The organism is Tenacibaculum litopenaei (assembly GCF_964514025.1).
Taxonomy (GTDB): Bacteria; Bacteroidota; Bacteroidia; order Flavobacteriales; family Flavobacteriaceae; genus Polaribacter; species Polaribacter litopenaei.
On sequence record NZ_CAZEQT010000006.1, the window covers coordinates 807,820 to 831,009 of the forward strand.

Annotated in this window: 14 protein-coding genes; 5 read left to right on the plus strand and 9 right to left on the minus strand. The window is 39.2% G+C overall.

The annotated features are described in order from the left end of the window. Positions 1 to 2 precede the first annotated feature (2 nt). Positions 3 to 2,939, minus strand: coding sequence for a GH92 family glycosyl hydrolase (locus ACKTS5_RS12290; protein ID WP_408044173.1), 2,937 nt, complete (start codon positions 2,937 to 2,939; stop codon positions 3 to 5). A gap of 63 nt (positions 2,940 to 3,002) precedes the next feature. On the opposite strand from ACKTS5_RS12290, the gene ACKTS5_RS12295 reads away from it, so the two are divergent. The 4 genes from ACKTS5_RS12295 to ACKTS5_RS12310 all read left to right on the plus strand — a co-directional run bounded on the left by ACKTS5_RS12295 (position 3,003) and on the right by ACKTS5_RS12310 (position 10,978). Beyond that, positions 3,003 to 5,279: a beta-N-acetylhexosaminidase gene (locus ACKTS5_RS12295; RefSeq protein ID WP_408044174.1), complete on the plus strand. Its 2,277-nt coding sequence runs from the start codon at positions 3,003 to 3,005 to the stop codon at positions 5,277 to 5,279. 2 nt (positions 5,280 to 5,281) lie between these two features. Then, a complete protein-coding gene (locus ACKTS5_RS12300; RefSeq protein ID WP_408044175.1) occupies positions 5,282 to 5,980 on the plus strand; it encodes a copper homeostasis protein CutC in 699 nt (232 codons plus the stop codon). Beyond that, entirely contained in the window at positions 5,977 to 8,445 is a 2,469-nt protein-coding gene (locus ACKTS5_RS12305; protein ID WP_408044176.1) for a beta-mannosidase, read from the plus strand. The genes ACKTS5_RS12300 and ACKTS5_RS12305 overlap by 4 nt, the downstream gene beginning before the upstream one ends. Positions 8,446 to 8,515: 70 nt before the next feature. Further along, entirely contained in the window at positions 8,516 to 10,978 is a 2,463-nt protein-coding gene (locus tag ACKTS5_RS12310; protein WP_408044177.1) for a TonB-dependent receptor domain-containing protein, read from the plus strand. Between the two features lie 1,258 nt (positions 10,979 to 12,236). Here ACKTS5_RS12310 and ACKTS5_RS12315 read toward each other — a convergent pair. Together ACKTS5_RS12315 and ACKTS5_RS12320 are read right to left on the minus strand one after the other, a co-directional pair. Then, entirely contained in the window at positions 12,237 to 12,638 is a 402-nt protein-coding gene (locus tag ACKTS5_RS12315) for a hypothetical protein (RefSeq protein WP_408044178.1), read from the minus strand. 1,577 nt (positions 12,639 to 14,215) lie between these two features. Beyond that, positions 14,216 to 15,256: an alpha/beta fold hydrolase gene (locus tag ACKTS5_RS12320; protein WP_408044179.1), complete on the minus strand. Its 1,041-nt coding sequence runs from the start codon at positions 15,254 to 15,256 to the stop codon at positions 14,216 to 14,218. Positions 15,257 to 15,702: 446 nt separating this feature from the next. Here ACKTS5_RS12320 and ACKTS5_RS12325 point away from each other — a divergent pair, with 446 nt between their 5' ends. Continuing rightward, positions 15,703 to 15,867 carry a hypothetical protein gene (locus ACKTS5_RS12325; protein WP_408044180.1) on the plus strand — a complete coding sequence of 55 codons (165 nt, stop codon included), beginning with the start codon at positions 15,703 to 15,705 and terminating at the stop codon, positions 15,865 to 15,867. A 1,110-nt stretch (positions 15,868 to 16,977) separates the two neighbouring features. Here ACKTS5_RS12325 and ACKTS5_RS12330 read toward each other — a convergent pair. The 6 genes from ACKTS5_RS12330 to ACKTS5_RS12355 form a co-directional block, all read right to left on the minus strand. Then, positions 16,978 to 17,724: a YggS family pyridoxal phosphate-dependent enzyme gene (locus ACKTS5_RS12330; protein WP_408044181.1), complete on the minus strand. Its 747-nt coding sequence runs from the start codon at positions 17,722 to 17,724 to the stop codon at positions 16,978 to 16,980. 497 nt (positions 17,725 to 18,221) lie between these two features. Next, complete coding sequence (locus ACKTS5_RS12335) at positions 18,222 to 19,205, minus strand: C1 family peptidase (protein ID WP_408044182.1); 984 nt, start codon at positions 19,203 to 19,205, stop codon at positions 18,222 to 18,224. Positions 19,206 to 19,298: 93 nt separating this feature from the next. Further along, a complete protein-coding gene (locus ACKTS5_RS12340; protein WP_408044183.1) occupies positions 19,299 to 20,051 on the minus strand; it encodes an alpha/beta fold hydrolase in 753 nt (250 codons plus the stop codon). 118 nt (positions 20,052 to 20,169) lie between these two features. After that, on the minus strand, positions 20,170 to 20,361 hold the full coding sequence (gene rpsU, locus ACKTS5_RS12345) for a 30S ribosomal protein S21 (RefSeq protein WP_408044184.1): 192 nt from the start codon (positions 20,359 to 20,361) through the stop codon (positions 20,170 to 20,172). Between the two features lie 500 nt (positions 20,362 to 20,861). Further along, entirely contained in the window at positions 20,862 to 21,869 is a 1,008-nt protein-coding gene (locus ACKTS5_RS12350) for a hypothetical protein (protein WP_408044185.1), read from the minus strand. 1 nt (position 21,870) lies between these two features. Next, a complete protein-coding gene (locus ACKTS5_RS12355; RefSeq protein WP_408044186.1) occupies positions 21,871 to 23,178 on the minus strand; it encodes a cupin domain-containing protein in 1,308 nt (435 codons plus the stop codon). Positions 23,179 to 23,190 lie beyond the last annotated feature (12 nt).

A 23,190-nucleotide genomic window follows, 5' to 3' on the forward strand; every position in this document is an offset into this window, starting at 1 on the left:
GATTATTCTCTTATTTGAATTTCATCGATGAACAACCAAGACTTTCCTTGGTGTTTATACCCCAAATGCCACTGGGAAAGTGTTCCTAATTTTTTTGCGATCACCTTCACATACCTCACCGCTGCATTCGAAGGAGTAAAGTACACATTTTTAATGGATACTGCTTCATGCGGTTCTGCTGAATTTAAGGTTATGGCAGTATCCAAAGGTGTAAATGTCACCCCATCTTTCGATCCTAAACACGTGACTTCTGTTGGTAAGAAAATCCAACTTCGCTGATCTTCTAAAAAATTAATTGCCACCTGCTGTATATTTTTAGTGCTTCCTAAATCGACAATAGCTTCCATATCCGTATCAAAGTACCCTTGCCAGGTTCCTGTTCTAAAATCCTTAGCTCCCAAAACTCCATCTATCAAGGCATTTTCACCACCTGCATTGTATTGATTAGCATAGGCATTTTTAAGGCTAATACTGCGGTTCGGATCAATCTTATACAACGCAGTTTTAATGGCTGCACTTCGCCACCCATCTTTTTCTGCCACCACAGTGAGTATGGTATTCTCTGAAACCTCAAAAGGTTTTTCATATACCGTAAACTCCCCTTTTCCTAATCGGTAGCGCACTATTGCTGTAGTATCTGCACAATTCAAAGTAATTTTAGTACTTCCTTTAAAAGCTACATCCCCATCTTCAATAAAGGGGGCAGGAACTATCAAATGTTCTTTAATGGCTGTAACGGGTTCTGTGCCTTCCGCTGTTCCCCATTCAGAAGGGGTAGTCCCCATAACAAATCGAAGTTCTCCTCCTTGAATAATTTCTTGATGTGTGAGATAGGAGCGTTGTAGTGCCTTTCCATTGAGAAACACCTGTTGGATGTATTTCGCAGCTTCGGAATACGGGGCTGCCACAATGCTAAACTTCTTACCACTTTCTAGATAAATTGTTGCTTTTTCTACCAAAGGTGCCCCGATAATATATTGATTAGCTCCGGGAGTCACCGGATAAAACCCTAGGCTACTAAATACATACCAAGCACTCATCTGTCCACAATCTTCATTACCTGAAATCCCATCTGGCGTATTGGTATATTGCTCTTGAAGTATTTGTCGCACACGCGCCTGCGTTTTGTGAGGTTTGTTGACAAAATTGTACAGGTAAGCCATGTGATGGCTAGGCTCATTTCCGTGGGCGTATTGTCCGATAAGACCGGTAATATCAACCTGATGACGTCCAGAAGTCTGGTCTTCTGCGCTAAACAACTTATCTAAATTAGCTTCTAACTGACGCTTCCCTCCCATCAGCTGCATCATCCCACTCACATCTTGAGGCACGTAAAAACTGTATTGCCAAGCATTGGCTTCGGTATAATTAAAGTTTACTTCATAAGGATCAAAAGGAGCGAACCAGGTATTCCTAAATCGTCCTCGCATAAATTGCGATTTCGGATCGTATACATTTTTGTAATACTGAGCGCGTTGTAGGTAGGTTTGGTATTCACGATCCTCACCCATAGCTTTTGCCATTTGGGCTATGGTCCAGTCGTCATAAGCGTATTCCAACGTTTTGGAAACCGATTCAGACTCTTCTTCAACGGGTATATACCCAAATTTCTTATAGGATGCCAAGCCCAGTTTATCGCGTGTTGCCGAATGTAACATTGCTCTAAATGCCTTTTCCGTATCGTAGTTTTGAATTCCCTTAAGATAAGCATCGGCAATCACAGGAACGGCGTGATAGCCAATCATACAACCGGTGTAATTCCCCGACAAGTCCCAAATCGGCATAATTCCCCCTTCGTCATACTTTGCCAAAAAGGTATTGATAAAATCGTTGGTGCGCTCCTGTTCAATAAGTGTGTACAGCGGATGCGTTGCTCTGTAGGTATCCCACAATGAAAATACCGTATAATAGTCAAAACTCGTGGTTTTATGAATCTTTAAATCCATCCCTCGGTAGTTCCCATCGACATCTTGGTATAGATTTGGCGCCAGCATACTGTGATACATCGCCGTGTAAAAATTGGTAAGCACAGTAGCATCCGGATGGTTGATAACGATTTTCTTCAATTGTCGTTCCCATGCTTCCTGAGTTTCTTCCTTGACAGTTTGGAATGATTTGTTGGCGAGTTCCGTCTTTAAGTTTAAGGCCGCTCCTGCTTCGTTTACTGCAGATATTCCTACGCGAACTTCCATGCTCGTCCCTTCATCAGCCTCGAACTCAAAAGCCGCCTTTACCTCCTTTCCTGAGGTTTTACTTTTGTAGTATGTCACCTTTTTGTACGGTCTGGAAAACTCAACAGCAAAAAATAACTGCTGCTGCTCAGCCCATGCTTTGGAATGTCTATGTCCTTGAATTTGCGTTTTAGAAAGCGTTTCTATGGCTGCACTTAGTACCTCATCACGATGCTCTAGATCTACAATTATTATTTGCTTGCTCCCCTTAGGAAAATCATAACGATGTATTCCCGAGCGTTCTTTTACCGTTAGTGCTGCTCGTATATCCGTATCTTTTAAATGTACTTCATAATATCCTGGTGTCGCAATCTCATCGTCGTGACTAAAGGCTGACTTATACCCTGGTTTCCCGTCAGCTCCATTGTTAAACAGCACAGCATTTGTGGGCATCAACAACAGATCTCCATAATCAGAAACACCTGTTCCGCTGAGATGGGTATGGCTAAACCCAAAGATCTCGCGATCTGAATAATGATAGCCAGAACAGCCGTCCCAACCATCAAGTCGCGTATCTGGTGACAATTGCATCATTCCAAAAGGTGCTACTGCCCCTGGATAGGTATGCCCATGCCCTCCGGTACCAATAAATGGATTTACATATTCAATTAACGGGCTGGATGTAGTGACTGGGTCAAGGGATTTTGAATTACACGAATACAGTGAAACCAATAGGACTATCGGTATAATTTTCAAATATTTAATCATAGTAATATACGCTATAGAAATTTGTCTAAATTAGCAAGATACCTGTTAATCAACAATTAAAAAATGAAGCATTTTCGACTAACAACATCATTTTTACTACTAACGACATTCATTACCCTATTAACATCATGTTTTCGGGGAGTTCCGAAACCACTACCCATAGCCATTATTCCCCAACCCCAATCAATTCAGCGAAGTACGGGAGTGTTCACCTTACATAAAACACTCCGAATTGACAGTTCCGAACCACTGCAAGAGGTTGCTGAATTTGCAAAAAAATCACTTGCTACTACAGGGATCAGCATCAGCTCCAAATCAACGGCACCAGCTGTGATTTTTGTACACGATACTACCCTCGTAAACGAGGAAGGCTATCGGTTACAAGTTTCCCAAAACAGCATTCATATTAGTGCAAAAGATGCCAAGGGAGCTTTTTACGGATTGCAAAGCTTAGTACAACTTTTACCTACTGACATTCCAAAAGATCCCATACATATTCCCTGCATGACCATCGATGATTATCCGCGCTTTTCCTATCGAGGCATGCATCTGGATGTGGGACGTCATTTTTTTCCTGTATCATTTATCAAACAATACATTGACATGTTAGCGCAGTTAAAAATGAATACTTTTCACTGGCATCTTACCGAAGATCAGGGCTGGAGAATCGAAATAAAAAAATACCCCAAACTTCAAAGCATTGCTTCACAGCGAAAAGAAACCCTCATCGGACATTACACCGATCAACCGCCACAATACGACCATACACCTTACGGAGGTTACTATACTCAAGAGGAAATCAAAGAAGTTGTTGCCTATGCTCAAGAACGCCAAGTAACCATCATCCCTGAAATTGAAATGCCAGGACACTCACAAGCAGCAATCGCTGCCTATCCAGAATTAGGATGTACAGGAAATCCTGTTTCCGTAGCTACCACCTGGGGAGTTTTTGATGACATTTATTGTCCTAAAGAACAAACATTTGAGTTTTTAGAAGCTGTAATTGACGAGGTCATCACGCTTTTTCCCGGTCCCTATATTCACATTGGAGGTGATGAAGCGCCAAAAACACGCTGGAAAAACTGCGCACATTGCCAAGAGCTTATCCAAAGAGAACAGTTAAAAGACGAACAGGGTTTACAGAGCTACTTTATTCAAAGAATGGAACGTTACATCAATAGCAAAGGAAAAAAGATTATTGGATGGGATGAAATTTTAGAAGGTGGACTCGCTCCTAATGCCACTGTTATGTCGTGGCGTGGAACCGCGGGGGCTGTGACTGCCGCCAAAGAAGGACATCATGTGATTTTGACGCCTACCTCTCATTGCTATTTTGATTACTACCAATCGCAAAACGAAACAGAACCTTTAGCCATTGGCGGGTATTTACCCTTAAAAAAAGTGTATGACTTTGAGCCCATTCCGGAAGCAATGACCGCTAAAGAAGCGTCCTATGTACTCGGAGCACAAGGCAATGTATGGACCGAATACATGAAAACTACGGACCAAGTAAACTACATGGTATTTCCGCGTGCACTTGCTTTAAGTGAAGTACTCTGGAGTGATAAAAAAATAAAGGATTACACCAATTTTATTCATCGATTGCAAAACTTCTTACCGAGGCTGGATAAAAAGGGCATTCGCTATGCCAATCATTTATACGAGATTAAGGGACGTAGTTTTTATCAGAACGACTCCGTGTACTTCGAACTAAAAACTACGCTTCCCAACAGCCGCATTCGATACACTGTTGACGGCAGCACACCAACGAAAAATTCAGCGAGCTACCTGGCACCTTTTTACCTAACCAAAAGCTGTACCATCAAAGCAGCGGTATTTGAGGAGGATCGTATGCTTGGTGAGCTGTATACAACTCACTTTAAAAAACACCTGGCTGTTGAACAACAACTACAAATTAGTCCTGCCCCCCACCCCAATTTTGATTCCGGAGGCTCCCGAGCTCTTATCAACGGTATTGTAGGACATCACAAACGATTTAACGACCCGGAATGGCTCGGATTTAACAGTGATTCCGTACGACTTACACTAAAATTAAACCATTCGCAAAAAATGAATACACTCAGGGTTCGGTTCCACAATGGAAAAACTAGTTGGATCTACGCTCCTAAAGACATTCGAATACAGTCGAAGACAGGATTCCAACGCGTTCAAAATATTCCAGAAAGCAAACGTCCATTTGTTGAAACTGCTATTGAATTGAACGGATTGGTCGCAGACGAATTGTATTTGACCATCTACAATTACGGAAAAATCCCTGATGGTAGGCCTGGTGCAGGTCATAACGCTTGGTTATTTATTAACGAACTCATACTCGAATAACGATGCTTTTAGAAATATGTGCTAATTCCATACAATCGGCTCTCAATGCAGATGCAGCCGGTGCCGATAGAATAGAACTCTGCAGTGAATTGTCTGTGGGCGGCATTACTCCAAGTCTCGGCCTTGTTGAAAATGTAATTAGGTCTGTAGCCATTCCGGTTTTTGTGTTGGTACGACCTCGAAGTGGTGATTTTTGTTATTCACCAGAAGAGTTTGAAATCATGAAACGCGATATCGACTTGTTTAAAGGAGCCGGCTGTAGTGGTATCGTCAGTGGTGTCCTGCAAGAAAATCATCGCATTGATGTGGCCAGAACTCAAGAGCTAATTAGCCTCAGTGCCCCACTTCCATTCACCTTCCACCGTGCCTTTGATTGCGTGCCCAATCCGATGACAGCCCTAGAACAACTTATAGGCTTGGGGGTACATAGAATTCTGAGCTCCGGGAGTGCCGCTACTGCAGAAGAAGGCATGGAGGTACTGCGAAGACTACAAGAACGAGCCATCACAAACCTCATCATCATGCCGGGAGGAGGTATTAATCCTCATAACGCCGGAAAATTTAAAACCGCTGGCTTTCGTGAAATTCACAGTTCCGCTTCGGCCCTGATTTCTAATCAACCTTTAAAATTTGACTTTGGTCCTCTGCAAACTCGTTCTGATATTCAAACCATCAAAGCACTAAAAAAAACGCTACAATGAAACTACTAATTAGCCTGCTCTTGAGTATGGGCATCCTTGCCAGTTGCCAACACCGAGTAGATACCCCGGTACATACACAACTTTCTCAAAACTGGGAGATCTCTTCAGATAGCATCAAAACGCTGCGTGCCACGGTTCCCGGAACGGTATATACCGATTTGCTCACAGCAGCCCTAATACCAGACCCCTTTGTTTTAACAAATGAGGCTAAAGTACAGTGGGTGGCCGAGCAAACTTGGACCTATCGTACAACTTTCGAACTAACAAAAGCTATACGCTCTAGAAAACATCACCTGCTCAATTTTGAAGGTATCGATACCTATGCTGATATTTACCTAAACGAACAATACATCGGTACTACCAACAACGCCTTCACCTCCTATATTTACGAGGTAGACAGCCTATTAAAAGCAAGCAATACGCTGCGTATTGTAGTCCATCCAATTCAACTTCAAGAAACAAAAGCAAAAGCGCTCTTATCATACCAACTACCGGAAAGCCCCAGAGTTTTCACCAGAAAAGCGCAGTTTCAATACGGTTGGGATTGGGGGCCTAAACTTCAAGCTGTCGGTATATGGAAGCCTGTATCTTTACAATCATGGAATGATGTACTTCTCCGCGATTGCTACCTCCAACAAGAGGCACTACAAAAAAACCTTGCACAACTCAAAGCACATCTGGAATTCACTTCTGATAGCGCCAAAACCCTAGTGATAAAAACCTCCATCGCAGGAGTACAAGAAGAACACACCCTCGAAATAATACCTGGCACCCATACTTATACTTTACCACTAACAATCAAAAACCCTGTGCTGTGGTATCCCCATACCATGGGAACTCCCCATCGATACCGCATTCATTTTGATATCTTTGACGAGCAGGTCCTAACACAATCATTCGAAAAAAAAATAGGATTGAGAACGCTTCAATTACACACGCCAAAAGACAGCCTCGGCGAACAATTTTACTTTTCGGTCAACGGTAAACCCATATACGCAAAAGGCGCCAACTACATACCTCAGCACAGCTTTCAAAACAACGTAAGCCCAAAACACTATGAAAAATTGCTCCAAGCTGCCGTTGATGCCAATATGAACATGCTACGGGTTTGGGGAGGTGGTATTTATGAAGAGGATGCTTTTTACGATTTGTGTGATGAAAAAGGCATCTTGGTTTGGCAAGACTTTATGTTTGCTTGTGCCATGTATCCAGGAGATAAGGCTTTCTTAAAAAATGTACAGCGAGAGGCAGAACAGCAAGTGAAACGTTTGCGAAACTACGCTTCTATAGCACTGTGGTGTGGTAATAACGAAAACTCAGAAGGGTGGCATCGTTGGGGTTGGCAAGATGGACGAAGTGCCGATGAAAAAAAAGCTATTTGGACTTCCTACCAACAGGTATTTGACAGTCTCCTACCTAAAACTGTCGCTCGTTTGCACCCGGGAACTTCTTATTGGGAGAGTTCTCCAAAATACGGACGTGGAAATCCTAAATACGAATTCGAAGGTGATGCTCATGACTGGTGGGTATGGCATGATGCCGCCCCCTTTGAGCATTTTGAAAAACGCATACCCAGGTTTATGAGCGAATTTGGATTTCAATCCTACCCCAGTCCTGCCGTTATAAACTACATCAATCAAGATACGATACTCCGCCTAAAGGGTCCAGCCATTCGGAGCCATCAAAAACACCAACGCGGTTTTCAATTACTATCGGAATACCGTCAACGAGATTTTCCCTATCCCAAATCGGCTATCGACACGCTCTATTTAAGTCAGTTGGTACAAGCACGTGGAATTGCTATCGGAATCGAAGCACACCGGAGAGCAAAGCCCTACAATATGGGAAGTCTTTACTGGCAGCTCAATGATTGCTGGCCTGCCATCTCTTGGTCGAGTATTGATTATTTTGGTCATTGGAAGGCCTTACATTATCAAGCTAAACGCTCTTTTGCAAATATTCTAATCTCCGGTCAACACGTGAAAAACACCTACCGCATTTACATAGTAAATGACAGTGCTGAACAACTGGAAGACGAGCTAACAATAGAAATTTTAGATTTTGATGGACATCAAAAAGCGAGCTATCAACAACGTGTTCGCATTCCTCCAAATTCGAGTACGCATTGTTTTACAGTAGCGCTCGATTCATTTGATCACCGTCGACAATTTATTAAGAGTTCGTTCAGAACACTCCGACGCAATCACTATCTGAATACGCCCAAAAACCTTCAATTGTCAAAAGTAAAAATCGAAAAGCAACTATCGAAAACAGCTACGGGATGGCAAGTTGAACTCAAGAGTTCTAGCCTTGCTAAAGCGGTCTACTTATACACAAACACTGAAGGTCATTTCAGTGATAACTTCTTCGACCTTACCCCTGGGGTATCCAAAATAATTCAATTCAAATGTTCAGAAAACACAACTCCAAACATTCGTATAAAAACACTGAACGAGTTACTTTAACAAAGCTTTAACGAAACAGCATTAAACCTTTTAAACTTTGTTACGTCCAAGCAATCTATAATACAAGTTCATGAATAATACTACACTCCTAAAATTCGTACTACTACTCTTTATAAGTACTACGGCCATAGCTCAAAAACCCTCAGGATATGGAAAACCTCCAATGGTCAGCCTATCAGGAACCATACTGGAGCAAAACTCAAAACAACCCTTGGAATATGCAACGGTTGTTTTAACGCATTTAAAAAATAAAAAAGTAACTGGAGGAGTTACCGATATAAAAGGGAACTTCAACATACGCGTACCCAAGGGGTCCTATGCAGTGAAAATCGAATTTATCGGATTTAAAACCAAGGCACTCCCCAATCAAAATCTAACAAAAAATGCTAATCTCGGTACGCTTTTACTCAGTGAAGATGCAGAAACCCTCGAAGAAGTAGAGATTATTGCTGAAAAGTCAACCGTAGAAATACGTTTGGATAAAAAAATCTACAATGTAGGTAAGGACATGACCATCAAAGGAGGAAATGCCAGTGATGTGCTCGATAATGTTCCTTCGGTAAATGTTGAAGCTGACGGTGCTGTAAGCCTTCGCGGAAACGAAAATGTACGTATCCTTATCGACGGAAAACCTTCTGCCTTGGTAGGTCTAAGCGGTGCCGATGCGCTTCGAAACCTTCCTGCAGACGCCATCGAAAAAGTAGAGGTGATTACCTCGCCATCGGCGCGTTACGATGCAGAAGGAACCGCAGGAATACTAAACATTATCTTGAGAAAAGGAAAAATTACAGGTTTCAACGGATCCCTGAATCTCACTGCAGGGACTCCCGATTTATTAAGTATTGCTCCCAACCTCAACTACAGGACTAAGAAATTTAACCTCTTTTCTAACTTAGGATACTCGTACCGTAAAGGTCCGGGGAACTCCCAAAGTTTCTTTACGAATTATAAAGATGGAGTCATTACAGGCTATCGCGATGAAAACAGAAAATTCGATAGAAAGAACAACAATTTTAATGGATCACTCGGGCTCGAGTACTTTATTGATAAAAACAGTTCTATTACAGGAAGTTTTTTCTATAGAAAATCAAAAGGTAACGATATTGCTACCAACCTAACTACCGTTTTTGATGCCAATCGTATTACGCAATCTACTGAAAATCGAATAGAAACAGAAGACCAAGACAATGTCAACAAGCAGTTTTCATTAAACTATACAAATAATTTTGATGGCAACGGTGAAAAATTAGTTGTCGATCTTCAATACGGCGACAGCGAAGAAGTAGAATTGGCACCCATCCGCGTCAATGGGAATTTAAGCGAGCAAAATTCACAGGTAACGAATTCTAAAGATCGTTTGTTACAAATAGACTACGTACTTCCTATAGGCGAGGACAGTCAACTAGAACTCGGACACAAGGCTACTTTGCAAGATTTGTATTCTGACTTTCAGGTTCGCGATGCCAGTGGTAATCCATTTACCTATGATCCTTCCAATGCCATCGATTTTAAACAAAATATTTATGCTTTCTACGCTCAATACGGTAGTAAAGTTGACAAGTTTTCATACCTCCTTGGATTGAGAACTGAAATTACAGATATCGACCTAACGGTACTGACTACCAACCAGAAGTCTGACAAAAACTACACTGAGTGGTTTCCAACCATCAACTTAGGATATGAACTTAATGATACAGACAACCTTACCTTAGGCTATAGTAGAAGACTACGAAGACCTCGCTATTGGTTCCTGAATCCTTTTGAATCGCGTAGTTCCAGTACTAATGTGTTTAGAGGAAACCCTGATATTAACCCGATGTTTACCAGTTCGTTTGACTTCGGATACACTACTAAGATTAGTAAATTAACGCTTAACACCTCTTTGTACTATCAATACTCAACCGATATCATGCAACGAGTATCGGTCATTGAAGACAGAAATGGAACCAATGTATTTATAAGTCAACCTGTAAATTTAAGTGATGAAAATCGCTATGGTTTTGAGCTTACCACCAATTATTCACCGGCAAAATGGGCACGTTTATCGGCAACCTTTAACTATTTTAAATTTAAAACCGACGCTTTTAACTACACCTATACAGCTGCTAATGGAAGTCAGGTGGTTACTCCTTTACCCGAAGTTAACAACAGCAGTTGGTTTACGCGTTTTAACGCACGAATTACGCTTCCGGCAAAAATTCAATGGCAAACTCGTTTGATGTACCGCGGTCCACAAGAAAGTGCACAAACCGACAGAAAATCAATGTTTGCAGCTAATATTTCACTGAGTAAAGATTTGTTTAATGACAAAGCTTCACTGGTATTGAACGTTCGCGATTTATTCAATTCTCGAAGAAGAGAAACTGTTACCTATAACGGCGACCGAAGCAACCCTACGGCTATTGTAGACGGAGCCTTTCAATGGCGTGAACGTCAAATATCACTGAGTTTCACCTATCGCTTTAATCAAAAGAAAAAGCGTCAACGTCCCGGAGGAAGTTACGATGGTGGCGGAGAAGAATTCGGCGGCTAGTAGGGTAAATACCCTAAAAGCTGTTTTATACACGTAATACATCTTATAAAAAAAGAATTACAAAAGAGTACTTAATTTGTTTGTATAAACCTCTCTGTTTTCAGAGGGGTTTATTTTTTTATTACCAACACTTTACAAATAATCGAGCGTCCCATACAGGTAGTCGAAGCTTATCTTCTAGTTAACGAAACATTGACTGAAATAGTTCAAAGCAGTTGTACTTTTGAAGTGTAAACAAGAACAAAAAATAAAAAATATATAATTCGTTAGCAGTTTAGTTTGTTTTTCCCAAGACCCAAAAAAGTACCTTCCAAAAGGTACTTTTTTATTTCTATCAACTATTTTCTAAACTGATTTAATCAAGGTCTCTCCTCAAAATTTATTAGTGATACCGTCACATTTCCCTTTTTAAAACACCGAATATCTCAAAACGATGGTTTGCGCCCTTGTATATCGCACTCTTTAATGATTCGGTTAAATTCTTGCTGCCACAAGTGTCGTTGCATATACTTGTTTACATTTATTCTGATTATGAAACGAAGAAACTTTAAAAAGAATCTTACATCGACGAAAACACTAGCTGATACAGTGTCAACTAAAATAAATACTAACGAAAAAAGTCGATTTCACAAGTATGGAAACTCCTTACTTTAAGTATCGATAATTACTGTTTTGTTTATATCCTTAATGGTACCTTGTTGAAAATTAAAAATTATATATTATGTTAAAGAACATTTCCACATTGGGTTCGCCCTTGAACAAGTCAGAACAACAACGTATTCAAGGAGGCGACAAAGGTTGTAAAGGTTGCTATGATGCTAATGGTATTTGTATTCCATTCGAACACATGTTAGTTATTCCACATTCTTGTTGGTAAATCATAGTATGTTAAAGCGAACTTCGGTTCGCTTTTTCTTTATTCTCTTTTCTCTTTAAACACCATTCCATACTTTCTTAAGTAACAGCCGCTCAGGATACTGAACGCACTAGTACTACCGATAAACGTCAACTTTATGCCACTTATCGAAACTCACTCCTCGAACACCGTTTTCTCTCGTACTTTTGAAGTGTACTTATGATTTTCAACACATTAAAATATATAGTTCGTTAGCAGTTTGTTTATTTTTCCCTAAAACAAAAAAGTATCTCTTTGAGATACTTTTTTTATTGATGCTATTTTACTGTTGGACTTAAATCCCATACTACTGCTCCTTTTGAATGGCTCTTAAAGGACGGAAAGACTTTACCATGGATAGCATCAATCCCATTTGTTTTTTAATATCTTCATTTGTGAAGCACTAAGGGTACACCTATAATAGGTATCACCTTCACCCCCATCTATTAGTATATAAATTTGCTCGACTTCACCATATACCCCAGTATCCGATTTTAAGTGAAGATAATAAGCCGGTTTCGAAAATAATGTTGTTTTTCCCTGCCCTACAAGCTTTAAGTATTTAGAAGTCTTTTCAAATTCTGCCAGTTGATTTTCTATAACTCCTTTAAATGTTTTATAAGTTTCTGGGTATCGTAACACTTGTATATACAAAACATCAAAAACTCCTTGCGCATTCACAGGGGACGTTATATAATAGTTGGCCAACGTCTCCTGTCTTAAATTATCTTCAATACGTTGATTCCATCCTATTGGAATACCCATGGAAAATTTTCCATTAGAAAGTTTCGCCGCTATCAATTTAGTGGAAACGTCTTAACTTGCATAGTCATCAAAATTAGGTTGTTTTTCTGAACAAGCATGGCATACAAAACACAACAATAGCAACTTAAATAGTTTCTTTTTCATATTTCTAAAGTTTTAGCGGCTTTTTGCGTAAAGATAGCATTTAATTTCGCTGACAACGCCTATTAGAAACCTACTATACACCTCAACCTTATCCTTCTACCTTTCAACAATAGATACGTGCGCACTGACGATTCCTACATAGCAACACCAAGAGTCTCTCCTATCTTTGAAGTATCAATTCGATACAACAAAAAAAATATATAGATAGATTGGTTTACTGATTGGTTAGTTAGTTGAAAAGCATCCGCGGGGGGATGCTTTTTTATTACCTCAATTTTCCGCTGTATTTTTTACACTAGCAATCCTCGATCTTGTTTGACTTCCTCTGCAGACTTCTGACTTCCAAAACCTTAAACAATCCCCTCCTTTTGCTCCACAACTGAACTACGACACCAATCAACGATAGTTATTGGCGAACTGACGATTACTAACCATCAACTCTAGGAGTCTCCTCTATCTTTGAAGTATCAATTCGATACATCAAAAAAAATATATAGATAGATTGGTTTAATGATTGGTTAGTTAGTTGAAAAGCATCCGCGGGGGGATGCTTTTTTGTTACCTCAATTTTCCGCTGTACTTTTTACACTAGCAATCCTCAACATTTTTTGACCTCCTCAGCAGGCTTCTGACTTCCAAAACCTTAAACAATCCCCTCCTTTTGCCCCACAACTGAACTACGACACCAATCAACGATAGTTATTAGCGACTTGACGATTCCTACCCATCAACACTGAGAGTATCCTCTATCTTTGAAGTATCAATTCGATACAACAAAAAAATATATAGATAGATTGGTTTAATGATTGGTTAATTAGTTGAAAAGCATCCGCGGGGGGATGCTTTTTTGTTACCTCAATTTTCCGCTGTACTTTTTACACTAGCAATCCTCAACATTTTTTGATTTCCTCAGCAGGTTTCTGACTTCCAAAACCTTAAACAATCCCCTCCTTTTGCCCCACAACTGTACTACGACACCAATCAACGATAGTTATTGGCGAACTGACGATTACTAACCATCAACTCTAGGAGTCTCCCCTATCTTTGAAGTATCAATTCGATACAACAAAAAAAATATATAGATAGATTGGTTTAATGATTGGTTAGTTAATTTAAAAGCATCCGCGGGGGGATGCTTTTTTGTTACCTCAATTTTCCGCTGTACTTTTTACACTAGCAATCCTCAACATTTTTTGATTTCCTCAGTAGGTTTCTGACTTCCAAAACCTTAAACAATCTCTTCCTTTTGCCCCACAACTGTACTACGACACCAATCAACGATAGTTACTGGCGAACTGACGATTCCTACCCATCAACACTGAGAGTCTCCCCTATCTTTGAAGTATCAATTCGATACAACAAAAAAAATATATAGATAGATTGGTTTAATGATTGGTTAATTAGTTGAAAAGCATCCACGGGGGGATGCTTTTTTATTGTCTCAATTTTTTCACGATGCTTAACTGCTTTTGTAGAATTGACGGACTCCAATCATGCCCAGCCCCTTTCACTATATACAACTCCTTATCCGGAGCTTCTATCCTTTCAAACCAAGGTTTTAGTACGTCAATTGATGTTAAAATATCAAACTCGCCTGACACAAAATACAAAGGGACCTTAAAAGAGGGATTCATTTTTGAAAAGTCGATATGCATGGCCAAAGGCCGTATTCCTAGTTTCTCATGTCCAGAAAAATATAAAAAAGAATAATCATCTCCCATAAATCGGTGTTTTTGATCCTTGGGAGTATCATAATCGGGATTCATACTCCAAAAATGTGCTGTTACAGGTTGAACACTTCGACGCTCCCAATGCCTTAGCAAACGTAAAAACTGTCCTAATTGCTTAGGGCTGCTATACGGTGGTGGACCTAACTCTTTCAATTTTTCTGCTACCTCCTTAGCTTGGGTTTGTTCCGTTTCTTTCAATAAGTACCTGTATGCATAATCGTAATTCTTAGGAAAAGATACCACTTGTGCACAAGCGACATAAGCACTAAATAAGCTGGGGGACTCCTGAACCATCCTCAAACCTAATAAGGAGCCCCATGAGCCTCCGAGAACAATTAGCTGTTTTTTATCTAAGTAACGCGTTATATATTTTGTCAGTTCAAGTCCATCTTTCAGCATTTGTTTAAAAACCAATGGCTCTTTCAAAAAATAATCTTCTGCTAGAGTGTCAGGAGCGTTCTTTCCGAAGGTTTTACCAGCTCCTCTTTGATCCCAATTCACTATCACAAAATCCTGATACCATTTCTTAAACAAACTATCGGAATACGGACTTAACACCGAACCGGGGCCTCCATGAAGCACCAGAATAACGGGATTAGCCCTATTTTCACCACGAATACTTATCCAATGGTCTTTTCCAGCTATGCGAACAAAACGACTCTCATCTATTGATTGATTGTTACCATAAACAGTATAAATACAGCTAATGCTAATAAAAAAGATGATAAGGCTCACTATTTTCATGTCTCTAATTTTTCTAAAGACTTCCACTAATGGCTATTGTGACACCCCACTTCACACATGAAACAAAAACCTTTTGAACTCCATAAAAAAACAACTCAACTACAGCAAAACGCCAGTAATCGTATTCAAAGACTACAGCGAACAAATCCGTGCTACCTTTAACCCTATACACACGATATACAACATAAAAAATATAATTTCATAAGTAGTTTGTTTGTTTTTCCTTAAGTCAGAAGTAGCTCTACAGAGCTACTTCTTATTTTTTTGAATTTCACCAATAGGAGTTATAGCACCTTATTAACTTCATGATGCCCATGGCATAAAACCACCCACAAAAAAACCGCAATAAATTGAAAATATATCAGTTAACCCTACTTTTTTTATCACTTATTCTTCACTTTAATCAAACATAACCTCTATTTTTAATCAACTATAAAAATTTAATCATGTTAAAGAATCTATCAAACTTAGGAAGTGTCCTAGACAAAAAAGAACAACAATCAATTAACGGAGGCGGTAGATGCCAAACCTTATGCTATTCTCAACACGGGGGAGCTTGGTCAGCTAACAATCCTCACTGTTGGGACTGTCCTATTCCACACATGCTTTAAAAGCAAAAAACACTTCCAGTAAAGCTTACTTTACTGGATTTTTTATTTCTCGTAGAAGGCTAAAAGCTCATGATGATTTTTTGAAAAGATGAATAACGGTGAAATGACAAAAACTATAGATGAAATGTTATTTTATCATTTTCTTTAACATTTTAATTAAATTTCTGTTACACAACCATTTATTTTTTGTACATTGTTCCTGAAAGCACATAGCTTTTGTTTAAATAAGGGGATAAAATTCCTATTCTTTTGATCCTAAGGATAGGAATTTTAATTTCACTATTTAAAAATCAACTAATCCTCCACATCGTTATTTTTTCCCAAAGCACTAATTTTTTAATTAGGGTTATTACAATTTGAATTGTTTTATTAAAAACTAAATTTGCTGATTATGATTTTGGGAATACTTGGACTTATCGTTGCTTTTTTAATTTATGTTGATTTTACGAATCCAAAATGGATTCGAAGATTGTAGTGTCAAAAATATAAGTCCCCCGACTTTAAAAGACCTATTTAAAACGCGTAGTTCAATACGAAATTACCCGAACAAAAAGCCCTAATTTTTGTCACAACCAAAGTGAGTCATTAAGGCTTAGACACTTACGAAGCCCCCCTACTTTTTTAGCACAATTACCACCGAGAGTTCTGATAGTATTTTAACATTTCTCATCAATACCAAATCTGCTTGAGCCCTTGTAAAGTCTAGACTCATTAACACTTTATTCTTCTTTTTTTGGTTTTTTTTAAGTTTTCTTTAATACTATTTACACCAAAGTACCGTACATTTGTCGCGCAAATATATGATTAGAATAAATGAAGGGGTTCTAAAAATATAAATGCGTAATTGTTTGATAATAACCTCTGGCTTGCCAGAGGTTTTTTTATAGATCTTACCAAGCCTTCAACCTTCACCATCCTTCATACTGTCTGTTTACTTCATTCTGGTCAATGAGTAGGAGCAGGCACTTCTGTACGGCAGTTAGTGACACCCCACTCCATAAAACTAAACAACTAACTTACAGCACAGTAAATTTCACTTTTTAGTATTTCTGAACTCTTTTCAATAGGTACTCTAATCTTACACCTGTAAAGGCGTTCTATTATCCGGAACTAACTACGGATTTCTTTTTCCTCATTCCAATAATAACTATCCGGATAAGCACGTTCTCCAAAAATCGACGTTCCCACACGGACTATCGTTGCTCCTTCTTCTATAGCTATTTCTAAATCACCACTCATGCCCATCGATAATTCGTCCATAGTCACATTCGGAATTTGCAGATGCCGAACTTCCTGTTGCACGTTTTTAAGTACTTTAAAGCATTTTCTTACCTTCTGCTCGTCGGCACTAAAGAGTCCTATGGTCATCAGTCCTTTGATTTTTATATTCTTTAACACTGCTACCTCCTTTATTAACTCAATGGCCTTTTCCGGAGCCACACCAAATTTGCTTGTTTCATAAGATGTATTTACCTGAATGAGTACCTCTATACTACGATTTTCATATTCTAATCGTCGTTGTAATTTTTGTGCCAACGACAATCGATCTATAGATTGGATGCAGGAAACCCATTTGAGTACATCTTTAATTTTATTAGACTGCAAATGCCCTATAAAATGAGCTTCTTTTACTGTATTTACCAAACTTGGTCCCTTTTCCTTGAGTTCTTGAACCTTATTTTCACCTATCAGGGTCTCTCCCAACTCCAAAACCGCTTTTATACGGGGTATATCCACTGTTTTGGTGGCTAATAGTAATCGAACTTCTGAAGGATTTCTATTCGCTCGAGCACAGGCTCGTGCTATGCGACTTCTTACTTCCGTTAAACGCAGCGCTATTTCTTGTGTGTTCTTCATAACTTTCTATTAATTATAAAACCACTACAAAGTTAGTAGTCCTAACCAAAATAATCAACAAAAAAATACCCTTTAACAGTTATTACAATCGAGGTATAACACCCAGAAATACTACCTTAACAATAATGCGTTAATCGACTGAGACTAAAACTTATTCACAGAATAATCTCTCTTAGTAAACCCGCAAACTATTCTGTAAGAATCGCTATTTTTTCAGTGAGTACTTTTCACCTATTCCACCATAAGAAAAAACTATATCAAAGCGTTTTATATGACGGTAATTAAGTGTTTTTTTGCCATATCAATTATAGCTATAGTTGATTTTTAAGGGGATAATAAAAGTTGCTGTTCGATACACCGAACAGCACTTTATTTTTAACGATTAATAGCTGCCTTCGATCTTTAAAATCGGACTTGAACTTGGGCCGAGCTTCAAAAAACTCCCAAAGCGATCTACCTGAGTGACACACAAAAGGAAATCATAGCTTTCTCAGCCATTAGTCATCTGTATCGAAGGCTATAAGACGCTGCCATAATCCCTTCTTATACTCAGGGTCATCTTCTGCTCTAAAGAAGTCGTACAACATATAGGCGTATCCTTTATTCCCCCAATTGTTACCCCATGAATTCACAAACTTAAACGCTTTTTTCTCATCATCATACCCAACGACCAATACGGCATGGCCACAAGCGGCTGGATCGACCTTTTCATAGTCGTAAATAAAAACGTCATTTGTTTGTAGTATGTTCCCAAATTTCACATTAAACCAATCAATCGAGATCATGACCGGAGTTTTTTTATGCAGTAAGGACTTCATGAGCTTAATCATGGTATACTTAGAATCAGTCAACGTATCTGGAATTTCTAAGTAGTAATAGTCTTTTATTTTAATTTTCGCTGCTTTGCGCACTTCGTCCATGGTAGGCTTTCGCTCACAGTCAACAAAAACATACGGAAAATCTTTCCAAGTGAGTACTCCTTGGGTTTTCATTAATTCCAAGCAGGCTTCAAAAGATGAAGGTTCTTTACATGAGCCTCTGACCTTCGTTTGATTGTATATATAAGAGGGACTCATCACGTGCGAAAAAGATGAATACTCGTACTTGTGTTGGATTTTTTCTTGGTAACTTTTCAAATAGTATACCGACGACCAGGCAACACAACTCCCCTGAGGTCCTTGACTTCTTACTGGCGGCATGTCCGAAGATAAATCAACCAATGGCGGTAAGCTATCCGGTAAATTTTGAATCGGGTACATTTTAGTAGGCGGTATATCTTTCATTTGCGTGACACAAGTCCCCCCTACCAAATGATGATCTCCCAAATAGGGTTCTGGTCCAAAATCATCATCATTCACCTCGTCATCTGGAGGTGTAGGAGCTGTTTCAGAAAGCGGGTTCACTGCATAAAATGGGTCAGCACAACTGCTAAAAAGAACTAGACAAACAATGCTAACAAGGAATACACTTTTAGTTTTCATGGCTTCAATTTTTAATTTTAAGTTTTCACTTAAAAATATAAAAAACTGACCAAACAACTCATTAACAGTTGATTAAATTTAAAAAAATAAAGTTTAGTCACCTGCGCTGTTCAAAAATGCTAAGCTCAGTTTTACAAAATGTTCTTTATAGGCTCCATCGTGCGCATAATGCCCTGCTCCAGGAACAATCCACAACTGGCTATCGGGCAAATTTTTATGCAATTCAACTACTGAGGAAATAGGAATTTGTTCTGCTCTATCACCCAAAACGAGCAAAACGCTCGCGGTAATTGCATTAACCTCTTTAGTCGTCAAACAGATTTCATAGTTGGCTAGATTTTCAATAACTGCTTTAACTTGCTCCTCTCCTCCCGCATGAAACGTCCTTATCCATTCGAAAGAGGCAATATTTTTATATTGAAACGTTGCCAATACCTCTGGATAGTCTTTTGCTCTCCAATTGGCATTCGCTCCAATTACTACCATAGATTTCAGCAAATCAGGTCGGGTACTTCCCAAACTTAGTAAAACATCACCACCAAAACTCAATCCTATTCCAGCCACACGCTGTAAATCGAGTTCATCGAGTAACAGTCCGACCTCCTCAGCAACTTCTCGTACGTTCAGTGGCTTTGTAAAACTCGCTGATCTACCATGACCGTGAAGATCGATCAAAATTACGCTAAACTGAGATGCGTACTCACGCACAAACTCTTGCCATGCTATTGATGATTGCGTATATCCATGGAGCATTATTAAAGGAGGACCTTCTCCGTAAATTTCATAATATATTTCCGTATCGCGAATAGGAATTCGCTTTGCAATTTTTGGGTTTAAAATTTTCATATCTTTTTTTATCAAAGAATAATTCTTACTCGTAAAACTAGGTATTTAACCCAGGTAGTAGTAGCATTTTTTCATAAAAAAAGAGAAGTATTTTAAACAAATACTTCTCTTAATACTTTTATAGATCTTGTGACATTAAACGCTCACGATATTGTGCCTTCATCATTGTTTCACGTTTAATCACTGAGGCTTTTTTAAACTCTTGACGCCCTCTGATTTCACGAATCAATTTGGTGTCTCTGTGTTTTTTACGATATCTTTTTATCGCTCTATCAATGTTCTCCCCTTCTTTAATCTTAATTATCAACATACTTATTATTTTTGGTGAAATCCGCAGACCTCGGTTTATTTTAATTCCTAATACCTCTTCTCAAAGGCCGAACATACGCTCTTCCTCTACGAGTTACGAGTACTCTTAAATACACAAATTGAATATAGAAATTGACGTAGGAAAGTTACTACAGGCAACGCATTTTTGCTTATATGCGTTTACGAACTTGCTATCGAAAAAGTAATAGTCGGAAAATCTGTATACATAAAAATTAACGAAAATCGGTATCAATCTAGCAATGACTTGCTGAAATTCCGTTCTCGATTCCGGCCAAAGGTAGGTGAATCCTCAGTAATAATCAAAGAATATCCCTAAAAACTTGGAATTACCCTATAAATCAACCAACGACTAATATACAAAAAATGTCAATTACCGAAGCAATTGACATTTAGAAAAGTGAAACAAACAACCTATCAACTGCAGGTATAAAAACAATTGATACGATTTTTTTACGCAAAGTTATAAGGGGTACTCAATAGCTATTTTAGTGGTACTAATGCAAAGGTATCCACGTTTAAATTCCCACTTAACAACTCATTTAAATGTGATTCAATAACAAAAAGCCCTTGATTTTCTACCGAGGTTACAGTAGTTGGAAAGCTTCCGGTAGCGGTGCTGTACTCCTGTACTACCTTTACATTTTGCACGGTTCCATTCAAAACAGAAAGCGTTGATACAAATACTTCTGCATTGCTATTACTCACAGCTGCAAGCAATCCGGTATCAGTCAATTCCAAACCGTCTATAAACGAACCCGGTGCTATAATGCTCTTGTATTGGGTTCCATTATTTTTTGTGGGAATGACGTACAAATAATCAGAATTCGTATGGCTTACAATCAGCTCGTCGGTCTGTTCGTAGTATACAATTCCGTTCAATCCGAAGGTATTTGGTGGCGTAGTTGCTTTTGGTATCGAAACAAGTAAACTCGCGGAATAATCAGGGGCAACTTTATAGACATTGGCAGGACCTAATGAGCTCGTAACATAAATATTTCCTTGAGCATCCACTGCTATATCATTGGCAAAACTCCCTGCATTCGGAACAATTTTACTGAGTGATATTACGCGTTCTTTCTTACCGGTTGTCAAGTTATATATGGCAATACTCGCCAGTTTACCAGCCGTATCTGGAAATGATTTTTTTGAAACACCTGCATCGGCAACTCCAACAATAAGTCTATTTCTAGCTTCGTCTGTATACACCCCAGTAGCCGCAACTAACTCAAAGCTATCAATAAATACAGAAAATTCACCAGTAACCGGGTTCAACTTTCCTATTTGTCCCTTGTAAAAAGAGCTGATCAGAAATACATTGTTTTGATGATCGTAGTCAAGTCCCTCAGGAAAATAACTGGCGTCTTTAATTTGCAAATCTGATTTGAATGTCAGCTGTTGTGGTGTAACTGGAGTTTCCATTTCTTCACTTGTGCAAGCGAAACACACTAAGGCAAATGCAGCCATTGCCGCTAATTTTATACTTTTCATTTTATTTGTTTTGATTATTTAAAAATTTTACTGTGCCGAGTATCCATTCTTTTTCTCTGCACGGAGCAAAAACATCGATATCTTCGGTGTCTTCCAACACAAAGAATTCGTGATGTACATTGGGCGGGATGACCAAAAACTCTCCTGAACTGAGGAGTTTCTCTTTACCTCCTACCACTATCTTTACCAAACCTTTACGGATATAGGTTATTTGCTCTTGTGGATGGCTATGCTTCGGGATATGCGCCCCTTTTTTCAAATGATATATTGCCAATGTTCCGGCATTCGAAGGCACTACCTTACGCGATATTTTCTCGCCAAACACTTCGGTTTTTAAGGCACTCCACGCATATTTTTGAATCAAATTTTGGTCGGGATACACTGCCTTAAAAGCTTTGATTTCATATTTATGGTCCTTAGGGTTATCTCCTTCTAATTCGCGAGTGGGAACGTTTAAAAAATAGATCGTTCCAGCAACTTCCGTGACAGCGGTAACAAAATTTATTCCCTGCTGTTCAGAAGCTTTTATATAAGCCGATGCAAAATCGTCCGTACTTATCAACTCATGTACCCCCCTACCACTGGTGTTTTGGCCTAGGTAAAGCCTACCGGACGCACTCAAAAGAAGTCCATCAGCACCTAGGAGTGTTGACGACAGTTTTACTTCCTTAATTTTTCTGGATACAAGGGATATTTTAATCAATGTCCCTGCAGTACTGTTAGCGGCTAACAAGTATCCATTCGGATGGAATACAATGCCTTTCAAGCCCTTCCCAAAACTTAAGCGCTTCGGAAGACGTACGAATACAAAGGGACTCCCCCCTACAGGAATTTTATAAATGACTGGAGACTTAGCATCGGTCACATAGATATTACCGCTGGAGTCAATAGCCATGTCATGCAAGCGATGTGGGCCGTGGTAATAACTTTCCAAATCGTAGTGACGCAGTAATTCTTTCGTCGCGATATTAAAAACCATCAATCTGGCTAAGCGCTGGACGCCCTTTTTTGGGGTCTTTGCAACCGGTTCCAAATCTCCTACAGTAACATAGAGTTTTCCGTTTTGTACCTTAAGAGCTGTTATCGCATAAAATGAGGGATGCTTTAAAAAAGTACGATAGGTTCCTTTCCAATCCACCAAGCCAATTTCACCTCTGGTTAGTGAGCTTACTAAAAAAGCGGCCTCCTTGTCACAATACGCCAACCCTTTAGGATGTAGCGGATCACTTGTTAAAAATTTGAGATTTCTCTGGGCAAAACTAGCAGTGGTAATAAGGCAATAGCAGACCAGTACACACCAATTTCTCATACGTCTCATACG